Source organism: Streptomyces fulvoviolaceus, assembly GCF_000718165.1.
GTDB lineage: Bacteria > Actinomycetota > Actinomycetes > Streptomycetales > Streptomycetaceae > Streptomyces > Streptomyces fulvoviolaceus.
In genome coordinates this window covers 1-22,420 of the sequence record NZ_JOEY01000023.1, presented here as the reverse complement: position 1 = coordinate 22,420, position 22,420 = coordinate 1, and the positions used below count along the sequence as shown (strand labels likewise).

At 70.4% G+C, this 22,420-nt stretch carries 18 protein-coding genes and 1 pseudogene; 9 read left to right on the top strand and 10 right to left on the bottom strand.

The window, feature by feature from the left end; translation table 11 throughout:
• Positions 1-26: 26 nt before the first annotated feature.
• Positions 27-2,078: a TerD family protein gene (locus tag IG08_RS0124340; protein WP_199820900.1), complete on the bottom strand. Its 2,052-nt coding sequence runs from the start codon at positions 2,076-2,078 to the stop codon at positions 27-29.
• 275 nt (positions 2,079-2,353) lie between these two features.
• Here IG08_RS0124340 and IG08_RS0124335 point away from each other — a divergent pair, with 275 nt between their 5' ends.
• Together IG08_RS0124335 and IG08_RS0124330 are read left to right on the top strand one after the other, a co-directional pair.
• Complete coding sequence (locus tag IG08_RS0124335) at positions 2,354-3,127, top strand: IclR family transcriptional regulator (RefSeq protein WP_030606097.1); 774 nt, start codon at positions 2,354-2,356, stop codon at positions 3,125-3,127.
• Positions 3,124-3,984, top strand: a complete 861-nt coding sequence (locus tag IG08_RS0124330; RefSeq protein WP_030606096.1) for an SMP-30/gluconolactonase/LRE family protein — start codon at positions 3,124-3,126, stop codon at positions 3,982-3,984. Before IG08_RS0124335 ends, IG08_RS0124330 begins: the two co-directional genes overlap by 4 nt.
• 178 nt (positions 3,985-4,162) lie before the next feature.
• On the opposite strand, the gene IG08_RS0124325 is transcribed toward IG08_RS0124330, so the two are convergent.
• The 7 genes from IG08_RS0124325 to IG08_RS0124295 form a co-directional block, all read right to left on the bottom strand.
• Positions 4,163-5,560: an FAD-dependent oxidoreductase gene (locus tag IG08_RS0124325; RefSeq protein WP_030606094.1), complete on the bottom strand. Its 1,398-nt coding sequence runs from the start codon at positions 5,558-5,560 to the stop codon at positions 4,163-4,165.
• Between the two features lie 197 nt (positions 5,561-5,757).
• Complete coding sequence (locus IG08_RS0124320; RefSeq protein WP_030606092.1) at positions 5,758-6,933, bottom strand: MAB_1171c family putative transporter; 1,176 nt, start codon at positions 6,931-6,933, stop codon at positions 5,758-5,760.
• Positions 6,930-8,138 carry an MAB_1171c family putative transporter gene (locus IG08_RS0124315; protein WP_030606090.1) on the bottom strand — a complete coding sequence of 403 codons (1,209 nt, stop codon included), beginning with the start codon at positions 8,136-8,138 and terminating at the stop codon, positions 6,930-6,932. Before IG08_RS0124315 ends, IG08_RS0124320 begins: the two co-directional genes overlap by 4 nt.
• Complete coding sequence (locus tag IG08_RS0124310; RefSeq protein WP_030606088.1) at positions 8,135-8,641, bottom strand: hypothetical protein; 507 nt, start codon at positions 8,639-8,641, stop codon at positions 8,135-8,137. The genes IG08_RS0124315 and IG08_RS0124310 overlap by 4 nt, the downstream gene beginning before the upstream one ends.
• A gap of 199 nt (positions 8,642-8,840) precedes the next feature.
• Positions 8,841-9,431, bottom strand: a complete 591-nt coding sequence (locus IG08_RS0124305) for a transcriptional regulator (protein WP_030606086.1) — start codon at positions 9,429-9,431, stop codon at positions 8,841-8,843.
• Positions 9,432-9,802: 371 nt separating this feature from the next.
• Positions 9,803-11,053, bottom strand: a complete 1,251-nt coding sequence (locus IG08_RS0124300; RefSeq protein ID WP_390898593.1) for a DUF6545 domain-containing protein — start codon at positions 11,051-11,053, stop codon at positions 9,803-9,805.
• Entirely contained in the window at positions 11,050-11,658 is a 609-nt protein-coding gene (locus tag IG08_RS0124295; RefSeq protein WP_030606081.1) for a hypothetical protein, read from the bottom strand. Before IG08_RS0124295 ends, IG08_RS0124300 begins: the two co-directional genes overlap by 4 nt.
• A gap of 213 nt (positions 11,659-11,871) precedes the next feature.
• Between IG08_RS0124295 and IG08_RS0124290 the strand changes: the two genes are divergently transcribed.
• The 5 genes from IG08_RS0124290 to arfA all read left to right on the top strand — a co-directional run bounded on the left by IG08_RS0124290 (position 11,872) and on the right by arfA (position 17,595).
• Positions 11,872-13,230 carry an extracellular solute-binding protein gene (locus IG08_RS0124290; RefSeq protein ID WP_030606079.1) on the top strand — a complete coding sequence of 453 codons (1,359 nt, stop codon included), beginning with the start codon at positions 11,872-11,874 and terminating at the stop codon, positions 13,228-13,230.
• Complete coding sequence (locus IG08_RS0124285) at positions 13,227-14,165, top strand: carbohydrate ABC transporter permease (RefSeq protein WP_030606078.1); 939 nt, start codon at positions 13,227-13,229, stop codon at positions 14,163-14,165. The genes IG08_RS0124290 and IG08_RS0124285 overlap by 4 nt, the downstream gene beginning before the upstream one ends.
• Positions 14,162-15,019: a carbohydrate ABC transporter permease gene (locus IG08_RS0124280; RefSeq protein ID WP_030606076.1), complete on the top strand. Its 858-nt coding sequence runs from the start codon at positions 14,162-14,164 to the stop codon at positions 15,017-15,019. Before IG08_RS0124285 ends, IG08_RS0124280 begins: the two co-directional genes overlap by 4 nt.
• Positions 15,016-15,987, top strand: a complete 972-nt coding sequence (locus IG08_RS0124275) for an arabinan endo-1,5-alpha-L-arabinosidase (protein ID WP_030606074.1) — start codon at positions 15,016-15,018, stop codon at positions 15,985-15,987. The genes IG08_RS0124280 and IG08_RS0124275 overlap by 4 nt, the downstream gene beginning before the upstream one ends.
• A 93-nt stretch (positions 15,988-16,080) precedes the next feature.
• Positions 16,081-17,595: an arabinosylfuranosidase ArfA gene (arfA, locus tag IG08_RS0124270; RefSeq protein WP_030606072.1), complete on the top strand. Its 1,515-nt coding sequence runs from the start codon at positions 16,081-16,083 to the stop codon at positions 17,593-17,595.
• Positions 17,596-17,599: 4 nt separating this feature from the next.
• Here arfA and IG08_RS0124265 read toward each other — a convergent pair whose 3' ends face one another.
• Positions 17,600-20,584 (bottom strand): beta-galactosidase, encoded by a 2,985-nt coding sequence (locus tag IG08_RS0124265; RefSeq protein WP_030606070.1) that lies wholly within the window; start codon positions 20,582-20,584, stop codon positions 17,600-17,602.
• Positions 20,585-20,783: 199 nt separating this feature from the next.
• Here IG08_RS0124265 and IG08_RS0124260 point away from each other — a divergent pair, with 199 nt between their 5' ends.
• Together IG08_RS0124260 and IG08_RS0124255 are read left to right on the top strand one after the other, a co-directional pair.
• A complete protein-coding gene (locus tag IG08_RS0124260) occupies positions 20,784-21,242 on the top strand; it encodes an RrF2 family transcriptional regulator (protein ID WP_030606069.1) in 459 nt (152 codons plus the stop codon).
• A 124-nt stretch (positions 21,243-21,366) separates the two neighbouring features.
• The gene (locus IG08_RS0124255) at positions 21,367-22,278 is read left to right on the top strand and encodes a sulfite exporter TauE/SafE family protein (protein ID WP_030606068.1); all 912 of its coding nucleotides are present in this window, start codon (positions 21,367-21,369) and stop codon (positions 22,276-22,278) included.
• Between the two features lie 3 nt (positions 22,279-22,281).
• Here the strand turns inward: IG08_RS0124255 and IG08_RS59215 are convergent.
• Positions 22,282-22,420 (bottom strand): annotated as a pseudogene (locus tag IG08_RS59215) (intradiol ring-cleavage dioxygenase); the annotation flags it as partial.

Sequence of the window (22,420 nt, the reverse complement as noted above, 5' to 3'; positions counted from 1 at the left end):
CCCCCGTTCCCCGTTCCCGTTCCCCTTCAGACCCCGCCGCGTTCCCTGGACGCGGCCCGCCGCACCGCCGGACCGTCAAGGCAGACCACCACCGCGCCGTAGAAACGACGCACCGCATCGTCGACGCTCCGGATGAAGCCGGACTCGGCGTTGCCCCGGCTGCTCCCCATGTTCTTGATGAGGGACAGACGGAAACCGGTGATCGTGGTGGCGGCACCGTTCCGTGGGAGCAGGTCCGCCGGTTCGGGGCGGAGTCGTTCCAGGGTGCCGCGAGGGCCCCCGCCCTCGCCTTCGACCAGGGTCTCGATGTGGAGGTCCGCCGGTGCTTCGGCGAGGCGCCGGATGAGGCGCTTGGCCCAGGTCAGGGGGTAGCCCTGCTCGGGTGCAGGGATCTCGACCGATGTGCGCAGGCGGCCGGTGCGCAGGTCGGCGCCGATCGTGAGCAGGCCGGGGGCCTGCTCGACGCGCAGCTCCGCCTGGAGCCTCCCTTCCAGACACAGCCGGTCGGCCAGCTGGACCCGGCGGGTACCGGGGTCGGTGCCTCGTTTGGCGCGCTGGACGGGCAGCACCTTCTGTCCGAGTTCGCCGCCGAGCCTGAGACACACCTGGCGGATGAGCCGCTCCCAGTTCTCGACCACCTCAAGGGCTCGCGGGTCGCCCTGGCACAGGGTCTCGTCGCCGATGCCGTTGCGTACCGGCACCCATGCCGAGCCCATGCTCTGGAAACCGTGGCAACCGGAGTTCTCGTGCTGGAGATAGTGCAGCAGCTCCTGGAGCAGCCAGGTGCGCGCCGCGTTGCCGACTCCCTCGTGCCGGATCAACAGCTGTGCCTGGTGGGCCACTTCGGCCCACGACAGGTGCCAGAGCGCCACCTGGTGCTTGCGGCGCCGGTCGATCTTGACATCGACCAGTGGACTGCCCTCCAGCGCGACGTCGTTCGACAGCGTGATCACGGCCTCGTAGCCGCGCCGGGCGGCGATGTCCATGTAGGCCTGCACCTGGTCGGCCTTGAGGGCGTTGCCGTTGGTCTTCGCCTCGACGAGTGCCGTCCACAACTTGCCCGCACGCTCGATGCGGATCACTCCGTCGGGACGCCGGGGTGTGTCGCCATGCGGCAGGGTCACCTCGGTGAACGTCTCCATGCGGCCGGACGGTGCACCGAACGCGGCGGTGAGCCTTCTGCCGAACCGTGGCACCTGGGCCATCACCGACAACAGCACCGAGGTGGCGCGCATCTCCCGGTCCCGGTCGCTCTTGAGCGCCGAGACGGGGAAGAGCCTGGCAGGCTTCCAGGAGTCGTTCTCCGCCAAGGACTTCTGCGGCGTGCTGGGCGGCGAGACCTTCTTCTTCGCGGTCCGCGGCCGTGCAGCCGGCCTCTGCGCCCCCACCGCGTCGTCCGGCTTACGGGGAGCCGGGACGGCATCCAGCGCCCCCGCCGGTCCGCTGCTCTCGACCGCCGTACCGCCGACGATCACCTCGGCTGCCTCAGCGGCCTCCTCGGCAGCCTCAGCCTCCGCCTCAGAGGCCTCCTCCGCAGCCTCATCGTCATCGATGTCCACCCCGAAGTCCGTAGCCAGCCCCGCCAGCCCGGAGTCGTACCCCTGCCCCACCGCGCGGAACTTCCACTCCTCCCCGCGCCGGTACAACTCGCCGAAGATGATCGCGCTCACCGCCCCGGCGTCGCCGACGGCGAAGCGGAGCAGGTTCTCGCCGACCGCGTCGGCCAACGTCACCCGGAGGTCGTCCAGTTCGCCGAAGTGCGCCCCGCCGTACCGGCTCGCGGCCACCACGATCCGGTCGACCTCGGGCGGGACCGCGGTCAGATCGAAGCCGATCCGGTCCTCGTTCCCGTCCTCGGCCGGCGTCTTGCCCAGCAGCTGCACGCTCCCGTCGGCGGCCACCGGGTTGTTGTAGAAGTAGAAGTCGGTGTCGCTGCGTACCTTGCCGTTCGGGTCGAGCAGCAGGACGGACACGTCCGCGTCGCCGTCGCCGGTCGGGCTTCCCCAGCCCAGGCTGACGATCACCGAGCCGACGTTCTCGCTCAGGACCGTCAGAGCAGCATTGGACCCCTTGGTCATTTCGTGCACAGGATTCCCCCCAGAAAAAGCGCGCACCTCGAGGGCGCGCAAGTTCCCACCCCAGTCACTCACACATGCGACGCAATGTGACGTGCCGCACACGGAAACAGTAGTACCGGCAGGCCATACCCGTAGGCTTCCTGCGGAAACGGGCCCCGCGGCCCGCACGCCCATTGCCCGGGCAAACCCGTCATGACTAACCTGTGTTCGTCATGCCGATCGTCTGTTGAAATTTCGAACGCAGACGCCTTAGATGCAAGGGAGGGGGACCGGTCGTGGGACGCCTCGTACCTGCCGTGACCCGGGCTCTCGACATTCTTGAGCTCTTCCTCGACGGGGACGGGACGCTCTCCGCCCCCGACATCGTGCGCAGGCTGCAGCTGCCGCGCACCACCGTGCACGAGCTGGTCACCACGCTCGCCGCGCGGTCGTACATCGTGCAGGTGCCCGGTCAGCCGGGACGCTACCGGCTCGGGGTGCGCCCGTACCAGCTGGGCAGCCGGTACGCCGAGCAGCTCGACCTCGCCGCCGAGGGCCAGCAGGTCGCCCGGTCCGTCGCCGAGACCTGCGACGAGACCGTGCACGTGGCGATCCTGGAGGGCACCGACGTCATCTACATCGCCAAGGTCGACTCCACGCACGCCGTGCGCATGGTGTCTGCGGCGGGACGGCGGCTGCCCGCGCACTGCACCTCGGTCGGGAAGATGCTGCTGGCCTCCCTCTCCGAGCCGGAGCTCACCTCGCGTATCCCGGCCGACGCCCAGCTGGTCGCCATGACGCCCAACAGCATCACCGATCCCGGCGCCCTGCGCGAGGCCCTCGCCGAGATCCGGCAGCGCGGCGTCGCCGTGGAGAGCCGTGAGTCGAACCCGGACGTGTCCTGCGTGGCCGCCCCCGTCCGCGACCGCACCGGTCAGGTCGTCGCCGCCCTCTCCATCTCCGTGCCGATGATCCGCTGGAGCGACGACCGCCGCGTAGAACTCGAGCAGCTCGCCGCCAAGGGCGCCGCCGAGCTGTCCGAGCTCCTCGGCTACCGGAGCGTGGGATGACCACCACGAACACCTACGGCTACGACGTCGCCGTCCGCGCCGAGGCCACCCTCGGCGAGGGACCGACCTGGGACGCGGCGACCGGCCGGCTGCTCTGGCTCGACATCCTGGGCTCGCGCCTGCACTCCTACGACCCGTCGACCGGGCGGCGTACCGTCCGCACCACCGACCAGCATGTGGGCGCGGCCAAGCCCCGCGCCGGCGGCGGCCTCGTCCTCAACCTCCGTGACGGTGTCGGCCTCCTCGACCCCGACGGCTCCTTCCGGTGGCTGCACCACGATCCCGTCCCCGGCCGCCGTGCCAACGACGCCGCCGTCGCCCCCGACGGCTCCCTCTGGGCCGGCACCATGCGCTACGACGAGGCCCCGGGCGGCGGCACGCTGTCCCGGATCACCGGTGACGGCTCCGCGGAGACCGTCCTCGACGACGTGGCCGTCAGCAACGGCACGGGGTGGAGTCCGGACGGGCGGCTCATGTACTACATCGACTCGCCGACCCGGCGGGTCGACGTCTTCGACCATGAGGACGGGCGAGCCCTCAACCGGCGGCCGCTGGTCGAGATCGAGGACGGCGCCGGGTTCCCCGACGGGCTCACCGTCGACGCCGACGGCTGTGTGTGGGTGGCGTTGTGGGACGGGGGAGCGGTACGCCGTTACGCCCCGTCGGGCGACCTGGACCGGGTGATCACCCTCCCGACCCCGCGGATCACCGCGTGCGCGTTCGGGGGCGCCGACCTGACCGACCTCTACATCACCACAGCGCGCGTGGGGCTGACGGCTCCGCACCCGGTGGCGGGGTCGCTGCTGGTGGTACCGGGGGCGGGGAAGGGGCTGGCCCAGCCGGCCTTCGCCGGCTGAACCGCCGTAATCCTTCCGGTAGTTGAACGAGCGGGTGGGCAGGCCACTGCCCACCCGCCTCAACCCGCGGCTCGCCTCAACCCGCGGCTCGCCTCAACCCGCGGCTCGCCTCAACCCGCGGCTCGCCTCAACCCGCGGCTCGCCTCAGCCTGCGGCTCGTCTCACCCCGCGGCCCGTCTCACCCCGCCGTCCGGTCCAAGCCCCGCAGCACCTCCCGCTCGGCCGCCGTCAACGGCGGTCCCGCCGCCGCGGGCAGCGGCGGGCCGCTCAGCGCCGCCAGCACCGCCCCCGGCCGCAGCAACCGCGTGGGCCCGGCCGTGAGGCTCGTGACGTCCCACAGTGCCGAGGCCGCGCCGTACGATCCTGTCGCGGTCCGCATCAAGCGGCGTGTGTACCTGGTGACCAGGCGGTCCGCGACGCCCGGCGCCCCGCCCCGGGTGCCGGGGAACCAGATGTCCTGGCTGACGGCCATCGTCCAGGCCGCGTCCACCGACCGGGCCGCCCCGCGCTGGACCTGCCGGGAGAGACCCGCCCCCGCGAGGCCGGCGCGACCCAGCTCCCGGGCGAGTACCTGCGCACCGAGCGCCGCCACCGACATGCCCTGCCCGTACGCCGGGTTGAAGGTGGCCAGCGCGTCGCCGAGGGCGACGAAACGCTCGGGCCACTGGCGGGCCTTCTCCAGGTAGCGCCGCTCGTTGCTGGTGCTGCGGCTGACGTGGACGTCGGTGAGGGGTTCGGCGCCGGAGATCAGCCGGCCCACGAGGGGGTGGGGCAGGTCCAGGGTGTACTGGAGGAAGCCGTCCGGGTCCGAGGGCGGCTCGCCGCCCCGGGTGCCGGCGAGGCTCACCATCCAGCGGTCGCCCTCGATGGGCAGGACCATGCCGCTGCGGCCCGGCAGGGAGAGGTAGGGGTTGGCCTGGATGATGGTCAAGGGGAAGCCGGACGCGCCTGCAGGGGTGCGATAGATGCGCGTCGCGTTGACGAGGCCGGAGTCGACCTTCTTCTCGGTGATGTCCGAAATGCCGAGCTCGGCAAGCCAGTTGACGATCCGTGAGCCGCGTCCGCTCGCGTCGACCACGAAGTCGGCGGCAAGTTCCTCTTCCCCGGCGGCCGTTGAGAGCCGTACGCCGTCAACGCGGGCCGCGCTCCCGGTCAGTGAGAGAACCTGACCCTTGCGGACCACCACCCCGGTGTTCGCCAGCACCGCGCCCCGCACCGCCCAGTCGAGCAGGGCCCGGCTGCAGGTCAGCATCTGCGGCCCCGCGTGGCGCCAGCGGCGGAACCAGCCCTCCGGGGTGAGCGCCACCATGCCCGAGCCGATCGATATCTCGTGGGCTCCGGCGGCGAGCAGGTGCTTGCGCATGCTGACGCCCGGGACGAGGTCCTCCATGGCGGCCAGGCCGCCGGCCATGAGGAGGTGGGCGTGGCGGCCCTGGGGGAGTCCCTTGCGGTGCTCCGGTCCGTCGGGGAGCTCGTCGCGTTCCAGGACGACCACTTCGTCCGCGACGGTGGACAAGGCCGCCGCGGCCAGCATGCCGGCCAGCCCGGCACCGATGACGACAGCTCTACGCGACATGGGGCTCCTCGTACTCAGCCATGAAGGCTCTCAGGCCATGAAGGCTCTTCGACCGTGAAGGGCTCGGTCGTGAACGGCGACGGCTCAACGGGCCGGCCATGACGGCTCTCGGCCCCGACGGAGTCCGACAGGCACGCACCCATCGAGACAAGCAGCCGCAAGAGCCCTCCGCCACACAATGGATTCAGCCAAGGCATTCAGCCATGGAAGGCTCTCACCGTACCTTCACTCACCGTGTTCGTGGCGGGAGTTCGCCCCAGTACCTGCGCCAACTCCACCAGCCCGCCCGCGCCGGAGTCCTCCATGGCGTGCAGCCGGTAGGTGCTCGGCGTCTCGAACGGCTCCTCCCGCGCGGCGGCCCGGCCCGCGGCCGCGGCGAGCATGGCCGCCTCCGCGACGACCCGTGCCTCGTGCGGGGCCCGGCCGGCGGCCAGGGCGGCCGACAGTGCCCGCTCCCGCACCCGGTCGTCGAAGTACGGTGCGAGCGCGAGCAGCGCGTCGTGGATGGCCACCTCGCGCCAGTGCAGCCGCTCCTCGGGCAGCTGCCACCAGGACGCGGGCGGCTTCGGGGCCGTGGACACGAACCCCACCCGGGACCACAGCGGCCCCAGCCGCCGGTGGTCCCGCAGCCCGCGGCAGTGTGCCGTGGCCGCCGGCAGCAGCCTCGGCAGGACGAAGCCGACCGAACAGACCAGCGCGGCGAGCGAGGCCATCGGCGGGGCGACGCTGGTGGAGAGGAAGTCGAGGTCGTGGCCCGTCCAACGCGCCGCCACGGCCGTGTACTTGGTCAGCTGGAAGCCCACCAGGTCCAGCAGCGCGCCGACGAGGATCAGCCGCAGCCCGGCCCGCAGCAGCCCGGTGACCTCGCGGCCCCACTTCACGCACACCACGGACATCGCGACCATGACGGCGCTGTGCCCGAGCAGATAGAGCAGGATCATCTCGCGCATGTACGGCGTGTTCGCGTAGTAGGTGTCGAGGTCGGTGAGCCGCTCGGTGCGCGCGTCCGCGAGCGCGAACAGCACGACCACGGCGACGACCAGCGGGGCGTACACGGCGATGCTGCGCAGCACCAGCCGCCGCACCCGCTCGGGCGGCCCGCCCCGCCAGTTGACCAGCAGGATCAGCAGCGAGCAGCTGTACGCCGTGAGCATGCCGTACGTCAGCGGGGCGCCGAAGTTCGGGACGCCGGTGAGGTCGTTGACGGCGGCCAGGGTCATCGGCGCCGAGCAGACGAAGACGACCGAGCCGAGCAGGATCGCCACGCAGGTGGACACGGTCAGGGGGTTGCGCACGGCCGTACGGGGGCGGCGGAAGAGCACGGCGGCGGACAGGGCGAGGACGCAGCCCGCCAGATAGACGACGAGACTCATGCGGGGGAACTCCGTTCGGCCGTCATCGCCCTGCTCCCCGGCACGGTGTCGGGGACGAGCGGGGCGGCGGCCAGCGCGTCGGCGATGCGCACCAGCGCGTCCGGATCGGGCGCCCGGTCCAGGAACCAGTCGGACTCACCGGCGAGATGGACCGGTGCGGGGTGGTCCGTCTCGTGCCGGCCCGACGCGGCGACCGCCGCCACGATGACCGTCGCCCACGCCGTGGCCGCGGCCCGCTCCGGATCGCCGGTAGTGTCCAGCGCGGCCCGCAGCGTCTCGTCGTACAACTCCCGGTCGACGTAGGCGTCGAGATGGCTCAGCGCGTTGTGGATGCTGGTACGGCGCCACACCAGGCGGGTGGCGGGGGAGGCCCAGCGCGGGCGGGGCAGGCGCAGGGCGCGGCGGGTGAGGAGGTCGTCCAGTTCGCGTTCCAGGGGTTCGAGGCGCAGGTACGTCCGCCGGGCGGCGCGCCACTCGGTCAGGCGGGGGCCGGCGAACGGGATCAGGACGCCGCAGACCGTCAGGAGAGCGCCGAGGCCGGCCGCGGCCGGCGAGACGGACCGGTCGAGCGCCGACCAGTCGTGGCCGAACCAGCGGGCGACCACGCCGACGAGCTTGGTTCCGCTGTACCCGGTGCCGCACAGGGCGCCGATGCCCAGCGTCGTCAGGCCCGCCCGCAGCCAGCCGTGCACCTGTCGGGCCCAGCGCAGGGCCGACATCGTGGTGACGCTGACGGCGGTGAGATGCCCGAGGAGGTAGAGCAGGATCATCTCGCGGATGTACGGGGTGCTCGCGTAGTAGCTGTCCAGGTCGGTGCGGCGCTCCACGGGGGCGTCGCCCAGCACGAACATCGTCACGATGCCGACGACGACACAGGCGTAGGCGAGGACCCAGCACCGCACGGTCCGCCGCACCCGCTCCGGCGAACCGCCCCGCCACTGGACGATCAGCACCTGTGAGGCGGCGCTGTACCCGGTGATGGCGATGTACGTCAGCGGCGCCGCCAGGTTCGGGACACCGCTGACCTCGTTGATCGCGCCGACCGAGGGCGCGGCCCCGAGGACGAAGCAGAGGCCGGCCAGGGCCAGCACCGCGCAGATGGTCCGCAGATACGGGTCGTGCCGGTGGCGGACCAGGTCCGGCGCCTTCATCAGCAGGCCGAGCCAGAGGACACCGGCGCTGACGTAGTTGGTGAGGCCGTTCATCTGCGGGTCCCGCGGTAGTTGAGGGCGGCCCCGATGCGTCCGGCGAGGTCCTGGGCGTCGTCGTCCCGCGTGGCGTACACGGAGTCCGCCGAGGCCTCCAGCCAGGTGCGCAGCCGGCGGCCCATCAGCATGCCGAAGCGGTCGGCCTCCTGCTCGTCGGCCAGGGTGAAGTCGGTGCGGGCGGCGGCCGGTTGCCCCCCGGAGGGTGCGCCGTCCTGCCGTTGCCGCATGTGCCACACCTCGTGGCAGAAGATCACGATCTGGTGCCATACGGCGGCCCGCTTGTCGACGATGACGTCGTCGTGCGTCTCGCGCTCCAGCCACAGGCCGCTGGCGGTGTGGGGCGGGAAGACCTCCCGGTGGACCACGATCCTGCGCCCCCGCCACCGCGTCGCCGACTCGACGACCGCCTCGAACAGGACCTCGGGATCGGCGGGAACCGGCACCCGGATGGGGTCGATGAGGGCGTCGGCGAGGCGACGCATCTCCCTGTTCGTACGCACGGTTCTCCCCGTGGCTGCGCGGAAGTTCGATCTGCAATATGCCAAGACAGGTGTGGCTTCAGCCACCTCGAGTCTCATGGGCACGGAAAGCCGGCGGGGAGGAAAGACACGTAACGCGGAGGAACGGGGTACGGAAGCCGGGCCCGGGTGGCCGAAAAGTCGCCGACTCGAGGACACTCGGAGTTCGGTCCGGGGTCGCTCAGATGTCGTCGTCGTCCGCGGAGTTCTTCTCCGTCACCATCTCGGCCCACTCGGCCAGGGCCTGCAGTTTGCGGGGCGACATGTGGGGGGCGCGCCGGGCCAGCCGGTAGAAGCCGGGGGTGCGCAGCGGGGCCAGCGGGTCCGTCTTCGCCTCCAGCTCCCGCAGCACCGGCTGGAGCGCGGTGTGCAGGGCCTCGGCCTCGTCCGCGGTGAAGAAGCCCGCGGGCAGGTCGAAGAAGCGGCGGATCCGGTCGGCGTGCTCCAGGCTGGGCAGTCCGCTCCTGCGCCACTCGCTCAGCCACTGCCGGCTGGTGCCCGCGATCCTGGCGAGCTCGTCCAGCGAGTACCGCTTGCCGTCGGGCCGACGCCTGCTCTCGCGTACGAAATCCAGCCTTTGTCGCACCCGGTCGCTCAGGTCGGTCTCCGGTGCGCTCTCGCCCGCGAGCAGTCCGGCGACCGTCTCGGCGGGAATGCCGGTGCGATACGAGAGGTCGGCCACGTCCAGGACCTCGGCCAGCCGGCCGGGCCGGCCGGTCAGATCGTCGAGGCGCTCGCAGGCCTGGGCGAGGGAAGTGCGGGCGTCGCTCACCGAGTTCTCCCCGTTCTCCCTGGGTGCGTGGTCCGGCTGTGAGGGATGACGGGAGGGTACCGGGTCGGCTCCGGTCGCGGCCAGCTCGGGGCAGCAATAGCTGCCATCTTTCGCAGTAATAGTTGACAGCCGGGGGCGGTGGGGGAAATGATCGCGGTGCAGTACGGCGCATTCCGCTTGTACGACTTCCGGCCGCGCACCCGCCTCTTGACGCGGTCGGATCAGGCCGAGGCCCGCCCCCGACGGGGGCGGCGAGCGCTGCACCCGCTCGCCGATCGCGGGGGCCCGCCTCGGCCCGCCCCGGGTGTTCCGGGCGTTGCCTATGGGGGAGCAACGTCCGGAGCCCCGCGGGAACTTCACGCGGAGAGACGTCAGTTGGAGACGCGGGCGTCGTCCATCGAGGCGCCCGCCCGGGCCCGTACCGCCTTGATGTCGTCGCCGTGTCCGAGCGCCCGGGACACCGCCCCGATCTCCCGCAGCAGGTCCGTCGTGTCGGGGTCGCCCTCGCTCTCGCGTTCCTCGGCCCGGTCCCTGGTCTCCACGGCGTCCAGGATGGTCACCGCGGCGGCCAGCGCCTTCGCCCGGTCCGGCGCGAAACCGAGGGCGAGCGCGGCATCGTGGGAGCGCCGGCGCAGATCCTCGTCGGTGAACCGGGCCAGCGGCAGCAGCATGTCGCGGATGAAGGTCTCGCGGTGGATCAGCCGCAGCTCGGGGGTGGAGCGCAGGGCGAAGGGGGCACCGCCGCCGTTGACGGTCTTCATCAGCAGGTACAGCGGCCGCAGTTCGCGGTGGGCGAGCCGGATCCGCCAGCGGTCGTGCAGATACTGGCCGGCGTGCGGAAGGATGAAGCCCCCGGCCACCAGAATGGCCGACAGGCAGGCGATGGGCGGTGCGACGGCCGTGCTCAGCCAGTCCAGGTTCCGGCCGTCCCAACGGGCCACGAGGGCCGTGAGTTTGGCCGCGTCGAAGACCAACTGCAGCGCGTAGCCCACGCCCAGGAACTTCAGCGCCCAGCGCAGCCAGGCGTCCAGTCCGTCGGTGCGGATCCAGTTCCAGATCAGCCAGTTGGTGATCAGGCTGGAGTTGGTGTGCGCGAGCAGGTAGAGCAGGATCAGCTCGCGCATGTACGGCGTGTTGGCGTAGTACGTGTCGATGTCCCGCAGCCGCTCGACCGGCACGTCCGCGAGGAAGAACAGCACCCACAGCGCGACGATCACGCCCAGGTAGCCGACGACGACCCAGCGCATGGCGCGGCGGGTGCGGGGCGAGCGGTCGGACAGGCCGTTGCGCCAGGCGATGATCAGCAGCAGACAGGCGCCGCCGAACGCGGTGAGCAGGGAGTACACCCAGGGCGCGGAGATGTTGGAGACGCCCGTGAGCCGGTTGACCCGGGCGATCGTCGACGGCGCCACGAACACGAACACCGCGCACGCGAGCAGCAGCAGCCCGCCGACCGCGCGCAGGAACGGGTCCTTCCAGAGCCGGATGATGCTGGGCAGCTTGATCGCCAGGGCGGCGGCCAGGATCCCGGCCGGGATCCACCAGAAGGACGGGTAGAACTCGTTGACGAACCCCACGGGGGTCAGCGCCAGGGGTGCCGGGTGCTCGATGGACGCCGTCACCGCTCCGCACTCCCTCGCCCGCGGTAGCCGAGGGACCGCTGTACGGGGTCGAGCTGCGCGTCGGCCGCGTCCCGCCCGGACAGCAGCGGCCGGAAGGCGGCGGCCAGCCGGTGCCCGAAGTCGTCGGCCTCCGCCTCGTCCCGCTCCCGGGAGCCGTTGCGGGCGGCCACCGTGAGGGCGATGTCCCGCCACTCCGGCTTGCCGGCCAGGGCGTGGGCGGCCGCCGTACCGGGCCGGTGGTGATGGTCGTGCTCCGCGTGGATGTGCCACAACTCATGGCCGAGGATGACCAGTTGCTGCATCTCCTCGGCGCGCTCCTCGACGATGACCAGGTCGAAGTCCTGGAACTCCACCCACAGGCCGGTCACTTCGATCTCGTCGGGGAACCGCTCGAAGCGCAGCTCGACGGGCCGGCCGCCACGCCGCGCGCTCATCTCCTCGCACAGCGCCGCGCACAGCGCGCGGACGTCGGACGGGGGGCGGGGTCTCGCACGCAGTGCGGTGGAGAGCTCGGCCGCCAGGCCGCGCATGGCGGAGCCGGTCGTCGAGCGCCGCAGCGCCGAACCGATCCGGGCCGCCCTCCTTCGCGCGCCCGAGATGTCCATCGCACCCCCTGTCTCCCCGCCGTGCGGCGGGCCGTTCGAGACTACGCGGACCGATGTGTCCGCGTCATGCGATCCGGTGACCGTCGTGCGGCCGGGAATGTCCGCGACCGATCGATTTTCGTGCACGAACCATTGACTAGAAAGCGCTTCAACTTTACGGTCCCGTTCGAAGTTACGAGCGCATTTCGATATCTCGAACAGTAAGGGCAGGCAATGGGACGACCTGACCTGAACCGCAGGCAACTTTTGGCCACCGCAGGAGGCCTGGCCGTGGCAGGCAGCCTCGGCTTCGCCGCGCTCGGGACCGGCGCCGACGCGCTCGCCTCCGGCGCGGACACCAGGGTGCGCTACTGGAACCTCTTCAGCGGCGGCGACGGCGCCAACATGATCGCGATGCTGGACGCCTTCCGTAAGGAGAACCCCGGCATCGACGTGAAGGACTCGACGCTCCAGTGGGGCAACCCCTTCTACACCAAGCTCGCCATGGCCGCCGCGGGCAACCGCGCCCCCGAGCTCGGCGTCATGCACATGGGCCGGGTCGCGGGCTTCTCGCCGGGGCGGCTCCTCGACCCGTGGGACGAGGCCCTCCTCGCCAAGTACGGCGTGCGCAAGGAGGACTACAACCCGGCGCTGTGGAACCGAGGCGTCATCGACGGCAAGCTCTACGCCCTCCCCCTCGACATCCACGTACAGCTCTGCTTCTACCGCAAGGACGTGCTGAAGAAGGCGGACCTGCTCGGCGACGACGGCCGGATGATCCCGGTCACCTCCACCGACGAGTGGTTCGACGTCCTGAAGAAGGCCAAGAGCGTCCAGAAGAAGGGCCTGCAGACCATCGGTCTGTGGACCAACGACCAGAACTTCCAGTGGTGGTTCTTCGTCGCCTTCTACACCCAGCTCGGTGGTCGGTGGTTCAACGACGACGCCCCCGCAAACACAGAAGTCCTCTTCGACGTCGACAAGGCGACCCAGGTCCTGGAGTTCTTCCGGCAGCACGTCACGGACGGCTACGTCATCCCGGGCGCCCCCACCGGCGAACAGTTCATCAACGGCGCCCCCTTCACCTGGGAGGGCAACTGGTCGGTGCCGGTCTTCTCCGGGGCAAAGCTGGACTACGGGGCGACCCCGCTGCCGCCCGTCTTCGGCAAGCAGGCCACCCACGCCGAGTCGCACGCGTTCGTCCTGCCGCACCAGTCAGGCCGCGGCGGCGCCACCAACGAGGCCGCGCACGAACTGGCCGCGTACGTCGTCACGCACGCCCTGCAGTGGGCGGCCGGCGGCCACATCCCCGCGTACACACCGACGCTGTCCACGGCCGCGTACAAGAAGCTGGAACCACAGAACGAGTACGTCAGCGCCATGGACCACCAGGCCACCGAGCCGAAGGTGTGGTTCGCGGGCTCCACCGGCGTCCTCGCCCAGGACCTCGGCCCGGTCGTCGTCTCCTCGACGATGGGCTCGGCCAAGCCGGACGCCGTCGCGCGGACGATGAAGAGCCACCTCACCAAGCTCCTCGCCTCGAAGAACCCGATGGACGGCAAGACCGCAGCGCAGGGAGGTGCTGTCGCATGACGACCAGTGCTCAGACTGTCGTCGCACCGGCGCGGGCGAAGACCGCCGCCGCCACCGCGACCGTCCGCCGCAAGCAGGGCTTCCAGCACGGGGGTTGGTTCGTCGCCCCGTTCCTGGCGCTCTTCGCACTGTTCGTGGTGTGGCCGCTGCTGCGCGGCGTCTACCTCAGCTTCACCGACGCCAACATCTCCGGCGACGCCGCGAGCTTCGTCGGCCTCGACAACTACCGCGAGGCCCTGAACGACCAGGCGATGTGGGACGCGCTCGGCCACAGCGCCTACTTCACCCTGCTCGTCGTACCGTGCATCACGGTCCTGGCCTTCCTGCTCGCGATGCTCGCGCACCACATCGAGCGCGGCAAATGGTTGTGGCGGCTGTGCTTCTTCGCGCCGTTCCTGCTGCCGTCGACGGTCGCGGCCAACATGTGGCAGTGGCTGTTCACCCAGGGCATCGGCCTGTTCAACGAGACCTTCGGGCTCACCACACCCTGGCTGACCGACAAGTCGTACGCGATGCTCGCCATCGTCATCGCGACACTGTGGTGGACGGTGGGCTTCAGCTTCCTGCTGTACCTCGCCGCGCTCCAGGGCATCCCCGACCACCTCTACGAGGCCGCCAAGCTGGACGGCGCGAACGCCTGGCACCGGATGGTCCACATCACGCTGCCGATGATGCGCCACATCACCGGCCTGGTGATCGCGCTCCAGGCCCTCGCCTCGCTCCAGCTCTTCGACCAGGCCGTCGTGATGATGGACTTCAGTCCCGGACCCGAGCTCAGCACCAGGTCGTTCGTGCAGTACACCCTCGAACAGGGCTTCACCAGCTACCGCGTGGGCTACGCCTCCGCGATGTCCATCATCTTCTTCGTGATCATCGCGGCCGTCGCCCTCGCGCGGATGGCGCTGCTGCGCAACCGTGAGGAGGGCACCCGATGAGCAGCACTCAGATACGGCTCAAGCCCCGCAATCCCTGGACGCCCAGCCAGATCGTCCTCACGCTGCTCGGCGTCGCCGTCTCCGCCCTCTTCATGGCGCCGATCGCCGCGGCCCTGCTCACCTCGCTCAAGTCGGAGGCCGAGGCGGCCGAGATCCCGCCGCACTGGCTGCCGGAGGTCTGGACGGGCCAGGCCTGGAAGGCCCTCTGGGAGACCGGCAACATCTCGAACTGGTTCGTCAACTCCCTTGTGGTGTCGGTCCTTGTGACGGCCGTCGTGGTCACCGTCGCCGCACTCGCCGGATACGGTTTCGCCCGCACCGAGTTCAAGGGCAAGTCCGCCCTGATGGGCGTGGTCATGGCGGGCCTGATGATCTCCCCGGCCGTCCTCGGCGTCCCCCTCTTCACCACCGTCCAGCAGATGGGGATGGTCGACACCTACTGGGGCATGATCCTGCCGCAGTGCGCGCCCGCCGCGATGGTCTACATCCTCTACAAGTTCTTCCAGGGCATCCCGCGCGAGTTGGAGGAGGCGGCGTTCATCGACGGCGCCGGCCGCTGGCGGGTCTTCTTCACCATCGTCCTGCCCCTCTCCCGCCCCTCCCTGGCCGCGGTCGGCATCTTCACCTTCATCGCCTCGTGGAACAACTTCCTGTGGCCGTACATGGTGACCAACAACCCCGACCTGATGACCATGCCGAACGGCATCGCGACCGTCATGAACTCCTACGGCATCCAGTGGGCCCAGCTCATGGCCGGCGGCCTGATGGCAGGCCTCCCGCTGATCATCGTCTTCATCTTCTTCCAGAGGCAGATCGTGGCGGGCGTCGCGCACACGGGATTGGCGGGACAGTGACCCTACGAAGAGGCATCGCCGCGGCGGCCGTGGCGATCGTCCTGACCCTGTTGCCCAACACGGCACAGGCGGCGGAGAGTTACCCCGACCCGCAGCCGATCACCGGACAGCAGATCATCCACGACCCGACGGTCATCCACCTCAGGTCCGGCGGCTACGTGGCCTACTCGACGGGCGGCGTCATCGGCGCCCGCCTCTCGAAGGACCGCGTGAACTGGACGGACGAGGGCAACGCCTTCGCCGAGCCGCCGAGTTGGTGGTACGAGTACAACTCGACCGGCGACCCGTGGGCCCCCGACATCTCCTACCGGTCCGGCAAATACTGGCTCTACTACGCCGTCTCGTCCTGGGGCACCAACCACAGCGCGATAGGCGTGGCGACGTCCAACAGCGGCCTCCCCGGCACCTGGACGGACCACGGCAAGGTCTTCACCTCCGAGACGACGGACACCTGGAACGCCATCGACCCCGCCCTGATCAAGGCGGACGGCAAGCTGTGGATGTCGTTCGGCTCGTACTGGACGGGCATCCGCATGGTGGAGCTGGACCCGAGGACGGGCAAGGCGGTCGAGGGCACGACGGTCCACCACCTGGCAACCCGCCCGGACGCGCCGTACGCGGTCGAGGGCCCGTACATCGTGAAGCACGGCCGCTACTACTACCTCTTCGCCTCGTACGACGCGTGCTGCGCGGGCGTGAACTCGACGTACAAGATCAAGGTCGGCAGATCGACGTCGGTGACGGGCCCGTACACGGATAGCACGGGCAAACCGATGCTGGAAGGCGGCGGTGACCTGCTGCTGGAGGGACACGGCAGGTACATCGGCACGGGTGGTGAGTCGATCTTCCAGGACCGTGGTCAAGACTGGCTGGCGTACCACTACTACGACGCAGAGGACAACGGCACGCCAAAGCTGGGGCTAAACAGGCTCAGCTGGACAAAGAACGGCTGGCCGAAGGTCTTTTAGGGGCGCGGGGCTGTGTCCATTTGCGGCTCCGCCGCGCGGGCGCGACCAGCCCCCACCGACCCGCAGACAAAACTGAACCCCCGAAAGGAAAGCATGAGCACCGCCCGCTTCACCCTGGACCCCGCCTTCACAGTCGGCGAAGTCAACCCCCGCATCTTCGGCTCGTTCGTAGAACACCTCGGCCGCTGCGTCTACACCGGCATCTTCGAACCCGGTCACCCCTCCGCCGACGAGGACGGAATCCGCACCGACGTCCTGGACCTCGTCCGAGAACTCGGCGCCACCGCCATCCGCTACCCCGGCGGCAACTTCGTCTCCGGCTACAAGTGGGAAGACTCCGTCGGCCCCGCCGAAACCCGCCCCCGCCGCCTCGACCTCGCCTGGCACTCGACGGAGACCAACCGCTTCGGCCTCTCGGAGTACATCAACTTCCTCCGCAAGGTCGGCCCCCAGGCCGAGCCCATGATGGCCGTCAACCTCGGCACCAGGGGCGTGGCCGAGGCCCTGGAACTCCAGGAGTACTCCAACCACGCCGAGGGCACCGCACTCTCCGACCTCCGAGCCGCCCACGGCGACAAGGACCCCTTCAGCATCAAGCTGTGGTGCCTCGGCAACGAGATGGACGGCCCCTGGCAGACCGGCCACAAGACGGCCGAGGAGTACGGCCGTATCGCCGCCGAGACGGCCCGCGCGATGCGCCAGCAGGACCCGAACGTCGAACTCGTCGCCTGCGGTTCCTCCGGCCAGTCCATGCCGACCTTCGCGGAGTGGGAGGCGACGGTCCTGCAGGAGACGTACGACCTCGTCGACTACATCTCCCTGCACGCCTACTACTGGCCGGAGGAGGGTGACGTCGACTCCTTCCTCGCCTCGGCCGTCGACATGGAGTCGTTCATCGAGAACGTCGTCGCCACCGCCGACCACGTGGGCGCCCGGCTGAAGTCGAAGAAGAAGATCAACCTCTCCTTCGACGAGTGGAACGTCTGGTACCTGCCCGAGTGGGAGGCGCGCGCGAAGGAGTTCGGGCAGGACGAGTGGCCCGAGGCCCCCCGCCTGCTGGAGGACAGCTACAGCGTCACCGACGCCGTCGTCTTCGGCTCGCTCCTCATCGCCCTGCTCCGGCACGCCGACCGCGTCACCGTCGCCTGCCTCGCCCAGCTCGTGAACGTCATCGCCCCGATCATGACCGAGCCGGGCGGCCCGGCCTGGCGGCAGACGACGTTCTTCCCGTTCGCGCAGGCCGCCGAGTACGGCCGCGGCGAGGTCCTCGACGTGCGGGTCGACTCCCCGACGTACGAGACGAAGAAGTACGGCGAGGCCGACCTGCTGCACGCCACCGCGGTGCGCGGCGAGGACGGCTCGGTCACGGTCTTCGCGGTCAACCGCGGCCAGACCGAGTCACTGCCCCTCGAAGTCGCCCTCAGCGGCCTGAACCTGACGTCCGTCGTCGAGCACAGCGCCCTCGCCGACGCCGACCCGGACGCCAGGAACACCCTCGACGACCCCGAGCGGGTCGCCCCGCACCCGGTCGAGGGCACGGCCCTCCAGGACGGCACGCTGACCGCCGTACTGGAGCCGCTGTCCTGGAACGTGATCCGGCTGGCGTAAGACCTCACAGGCCGGGGGAGTCCACCGGATCGACCGGTACTCCTCCGGCCGCCGAGCCCAGCAGCGCCAGATGCACGTCCTTCGGCCCCGACTCCGTCGTCCCGTCGGACAGGACGGCCAGGGCCAGGGTGTTGGTGCCCCGCGTGCGCAGGATCCCGTTCGGCAGGACGAAGGTGTGCTGCGGGCCCACGTCGTTGACGTACTGGCCCATGTTCCAGCCGTTGAGGAAGATCTGGACGCGGTAGGCGCGCTCGGGGTCGTCGGCGAGGGTGAGCCCGATCGAGGCGTCGACGCCCGACTCGACGGCGAGCCTGAAGGTCTTCCGGTACCAGGTGACGCCCTGCCGGTTGTCGGCCCGCGGGAGGTCCACGGCCTTCCAGTCGCCGTCGGCGAACCCCGGCAGGTGCCAGCCCTCGCGCTCCCCGTGCAGCCCGCCGTTGTTCTGCGGCCCGCGCACGGGGTCGGGCGTCTTCTCGCCCTGCAGCCGCCAACTCACCTTCGGAGAACCACCCTTGAAGGTGACCGACGTCAACCCGCGGGCCACCTTGTGGGTGTCGCGCGCCTCGCCGTCCTGGTCGTGCGCCATACGCCGGACGAGGACGGACAGGACACGCGAGGAACCGCCCTTGGGCACGTCGAAGGCGGCCGTGTCCGCCCAACTCCCCTTCCGTGCCGTGCTGTCGTCCGGCACCGGCATCCGGTGCGTGCCCAGCGGCTCGCCGTCCAGCCACGCCATCAGCAGGCCCTGCGTGCCCGTGGTGTAGGCGAGGGACACCGACTCCAGGTCGTCGGCACCCGTCAGGTGCCCCCGGTACCAGACGTCGCCGTAGTGGAAGCCGTAGTCGTCGGCGAAGAGGACGGGCTGGCCCTTCGGTACCGGTGTGATGCTGAACGAGGCGGTCCGGTCGGCGACCGTCCAGTCCGAGTCGTCGAAGTCCGGTGCGGATTCCGGGTTCTCGGTCCGGTGCCGCCAGCCGGTGTCGATCGCGGGCAGCTTCACCTCCGGCACACCGGGCACCGGCAGCTGTCCGGGGATCGTCGGCATCTCGGCGAGCAGGCTGAAGGAGGTGGTCATGGCCGTACGCACCGGCCGTTCGTTCCAGGTGATCTGGCCCAGCCCGCGCGGCCCCCACAGCTCGAGCCCGGTCGGCCAGACGGTGTCGCCGGTCAGGTTGACGGTCATGTTGTCCACGGTGGCCTCCCGCATCATCGCGGGCCCGTACACCAGCATCGGGCCGGACGAAGTCTCCATCGGCCACAGCCGCAGCGAGGCCTCGTCGTCGGCGAAGAGCAGCAGCATCGGCCTGTCGTCGCCGCCGGCCTCGACGCGCACCCGGGTCAGCCCGCCGATGCCGAGCGGGGCGGTCACCCGCAGCACACCGAGGTCGTAGTTCCAGGCGGCCTCCGGGTCGCCCCGGTAGACCCTCGGCTCCTCCGGGCACTCCAGCAGGACCTGCGCCATCTCGCCGCGCGGGCCCGTGAACACGGCGACGTCCATCCGCCCGATGGTGCAGCTCAGCATGGGCTGCGCGGTGGACCACTTGAGCTTGCGCCGCCCGAGCTGCAGATTGGTCGCCATCATGCGGGCGTCGTGGGCCGGCACGGTGAACGCCACGTCGATCCCGGCGTCCGGCACCGTCGTGGTGACCTTCTCGTCCGTGTCGTTGCGCACGACGTACACATGCGAGGCGGTGTCCGGGTTGGTCAGGTGGTACACGTCGAGCCGCTTGTCCTCGGCCTCGACGGCCTCCGCCCGGTCCAGCTTGGCGAAGTCCGGCACGGTCCGCAGCAGATGCCCGAGCTGGTGCATCGGGGCGAGCTTGGGGGTGGCGTTGCGCGCCTCGTCGATGGCCGCGCCGTAGTCGTACGACGTGTAGACGGCCGGCGCGGGCAGCCAGCCCCACGAGGTGCCGCCGTAGGTCATGTAGACGTTGTGCAGCGTGATGCCGTTGGCGAGGTTGGTGAGGTGGAAGCGCCGCTCGTAGGCGGCGTCCCGGGTGCGCCGCGCCTCCGCGTACCCCTTGCCCTGGAATGTGTTACCGCCCCACGGGTCGAACCAGCCCCCGCCGAACTCCGGCAGGAACCCGGGCGTCTTCGGGCTGGCCGTCGCCCCGCCCTTGAGCCCGCCGTCCCCGAAGTGCCCCCAGTCCGGCGGCACTTGGGACGGGACCGGGTACCCGTCGAAGCCGTACAGCCAACGCCCTTCTTCGCCGCCGGTGTTGAAGGACCCGGGGATCCAGTGGCCGTTCCTGCCCTTGTCGTTGTGGAACAGCGGTACGTCGATCCCGTCGGCGCGCACCTTCTTGTACAGGTGGGACATGTAGTCGCGGCCGAGCGGCTCGTCGACGAAGGCGTCGTACTCGTTCTCGATCTGGTAGAGCAGGACCGTGCCCGTGCCCTTGGTGAACTGGTGCCGGGCGGCGATGGCGTTGACCTCGGTGAGCCACTCGTCGACGTACGACAGATAGGTGGGGTCGGAGCTGCGGGCGCGGCCCTCGGTCACCGTGAGCCAGCCCGGGAAGCCGCCGCCGTCGACCTCGGCGTTGATGTACGGGCCCGGGCGCAGGATGACGTACAGGCCGGTCTCGGCGGCCGTGCGCAGGAACAGGTCCAGGTCGCGGACACCGGTGAAGTCGTACTGGCCGGGGCCCGCGGAGTGGTGGTTCCAGGCGACGTAGGTGCTGACCGCGTTGTATCCGTGGGCGCGCATCTTCTGCAGGACGTCGCGCCACAGGGACGGGCTGGGCAGCCGGAACGGGTGCATCTCGCCCGACCACAGCACGAGGCGCCGGCCGTCGACCAGCAGCGAGTACTGGTCGAAGCCGACCGTGTGCTCGGCCCCGTCGGTGCTCGGCGGCCTCGGCGCGGGCCCGGTGGGCACACTGTGCGCCGCATACGCGCTCGTCGTACCGCTACCACTGCCGCCCAGCGCGAAGCCGAGCGCCGTGGTGCCGGCGAGGGCGTGGAAAGTTCGTCTGCTGAGCTCCAAGGGAGCGCCTCCTGGTCGTGCCTGTCCTCGCGCCTGTCCGTCCGCGGCTGTGAGTTCTGCGGCTGTGAGTGGTGGGGCTGTGAGTGGTGGGGCCGTGAGTGGTGGGGCTGTGAGTAGTGGGGGTGAGTAGTGGGGCTGTGAGTGGTGGGGCGATTGTGGTGGAGCCATTGTGTACGGCCGGACGCCGCACAATTGTCGTATGAGGATCTCTGCACGAGCGGACTACGCGGTGAGGGCGGTACTGGAGCTCGCCGTACGACAAGGCGGCGAGCCGGTGAAGGCCGAGGCGGTGGCCGCGGCACAGGGTATTCCGCACAAGTTCCTGGAAGGGATTCTCGGCGATCTGCGCCGGGGCGGGATCGTCGACAGCCGCCGGGGCGGGGGCGGCGGCTACCGCCTCGCCCGCGAGGCGTCGGCCATCACCGTCGCGGATGTGATCCGGGCCGTCGACGGACCCATCGTCTCGGTGCGCGGCGAGCGACCCACCGGCCTCGAGTACACCGGTTCGGCGCAGCCGCTGCTGCCGCTGTGGATCGCCCTGCGGGCCAACGTCCGCAAGATCCTGGAGGGTGTCACGGTCGCCGACATCGCGGCCGACGCGCTGCCCGCGCCCGTGCGCGCGCTGGCGGAGGAACCGGCGGCCTGGGAGAACCCCTGAGGTTCGCTCCTGTGAACCGTCCTCATCGCGGTCTCAGCAGACACTCAGATTGACGCCCTAGTGTCGCGTCCCGTTCATTCCTATCCACCCGGTAGGAAACCTGGGGAAAGACGGGACGCACTGAATGCGCACGCTGATACTGCTCGCCCTCGCGGGCCTGGGCGCCCAGCTCGTGGACGGCAGCCTCGGCATGGCCTACGGCGTGACGTCCACCACACTGCTGCTCGCGATGGGCACCAACCCGGCCGCGGCCTCGGCCACGGTCCATCTCTCCGAGATCGGCACCACGCTGATGTCGGGTGCCTCGCACTGGCGGTTCGGCAACGTCGACTGGAAGGTGGTTGCGAAGATCGGCGTCCCGGGAGCCGTGGGCTCCTTCCTCGGCGCGACGGTCCTCTCGAAGCTCTCCACCGAGGTCGCCGAGCCGGTGATGTCCCTGATCCTGCTCGGCCTCGGCGTCTACGTCATGTCCCGCTTCACCCTGCGCGGCCTTCCCAAGGGCCAGTTGGGCAAGCCCCTGCGCAAGCGGTTCCTCGCCCCGCTCGGCCTGGTCGCCGGGTTCCTGGACGCGACCGGCGGAGGCGGCTGGGGCCCGGTCGGCACGCCCGCGCTGCTGGCCAGTGGCCGGATGGAACCCCGTAAGGTCATCGGCTCCATCGACACCAGCGAGTTCCTGGTCGCGGTCGCCGCCAGCCTCGGCTTCCTGTTCTCGCTCGGCTCACAGGCCCTGAACTGGACCTGGGTGCTCGCGTTCCTGCTCGGCGGTCTGGTCGCCGCCCCGATCGCCGCCTGGCTGGTCCGCCTGGTCCCGCCGCGCGTCCTGGGCTCGGCGGTCGGCGGCGTCATCATCGTGACCAACGTCCGTACGCTGCTGAAGAGCGACTGGATCGCCGCGAGCGGCTCTCTGAGCGCGACGGTGTACGTGGTGCTGTACGCGGTCTGGGCCGCCGCCCTGACGTACTCGATCCGCGCCTACCGTCAGGAGAAGGCGGCGGAGTCCGAGCACGCCGAGGAGCGGCAGCCCGTCAGTGCCTGATCGTCAGGCGGTGCTGACGCCCATGGTGAGCGTCGCCGCGTAGCCGTCGGAGACGCTGGAGCCCAGCGCGGTCAGGGTCAGCAGGCCGGAGGAGGCGCCACCGTCGTCGTAGATCGAGTCGTCCTCCAGCAGGGTCTCCTGG

Excerpts from the sequence above, each read along its gene's own strand:
- IG08_RS0124340 (WP_199820900.1), bottom strand. The coding sequence starts at position 2,078 with ATGACCAAGGGGTCCAATGCTGCTCTGACGGTCCTGAGCGAGAACGTC.
- IG08_RS0124330 (WP_030606096.1), top strand. The coding sequence starts at position 3,124 with ATGACCACCACGAACACCTACGGCTACGACGTCGCCGTCCGCGCCGAG.
- IG08_RS0124325 (WP_030606094.1), bottom strand. The coding sequence starts at position 5,560 with ATGTCGCGTAGAGCTGTCGTCATCGGTGCCGGGCTGGCCGGCATGCTG.
- IG08_RS0124320 (WP_030606092.1), bottom strand. The coding sequence starts at position 6,933 with ATGAGTCTCGTCGTCTATCTGGCGGGCTGCGTCCTCGCCCTGTCCGCC.
- IG08_RS0124315 (WP_030606090.1), bottom strand. The coding sequence starts at position 8,138 with ATGAACGGCCTCACCAACTACGTCAGCGCCGGTGTCCTCTGGCTCGGC.
- IG08_RS0124295 (WP_030606081.1), bottom strand. The coding sequence starts at position 11,658 with ATGGACATCTCGGGCGCGCGAAGGAGGGCGGCCCGGATCGGTTCGGCG.
- IG08_RS0124290 (WP_030606079.1), top strand. The coding sequence starts at position 11,872 with ATGGGACGACCTGACCTGAACCGCAGGCAACTTTTGGCCACCGCAGGA.
- IG08_RS0124285 (WP_030606078.1), top strand. The coding sequence starts at position 13,227 with ATGACGACCAGTGCTCAGACTGTCGTCGCACCGGCGCGGGCGAAGACC.
- IG08_RS0124280 (WP_030606076.1), top strand. The coding sequence starts at position 14,162 with ATGAGCAGCACTCAGATACGGCTCAAGCCCCGCAATCCCTGGACGCCC.
- arfA (WP_030606072.1), top strand. The coding sequence starts at position 16,081 with ATGAGCACCGCCCGCTTCACCCTGGACCCCGCCTTCACAGTCGGCGAA.
- IG08_RS0124260 (WP_030606069.1), top strand. The coding sequence starts at position 20,784 with ATGAGGATCTCTGCACGAGCGGACTACGCGGTGAGGGCGGTACTGGAG.
- IG08_RS0124255 (WP_030606068.1), top strand. The coding sequence starts at position 21,367 with ATGCGCACGCTGATACTGCTCGCCCTCGCGGGCCTGGGCGCCCAGCTC.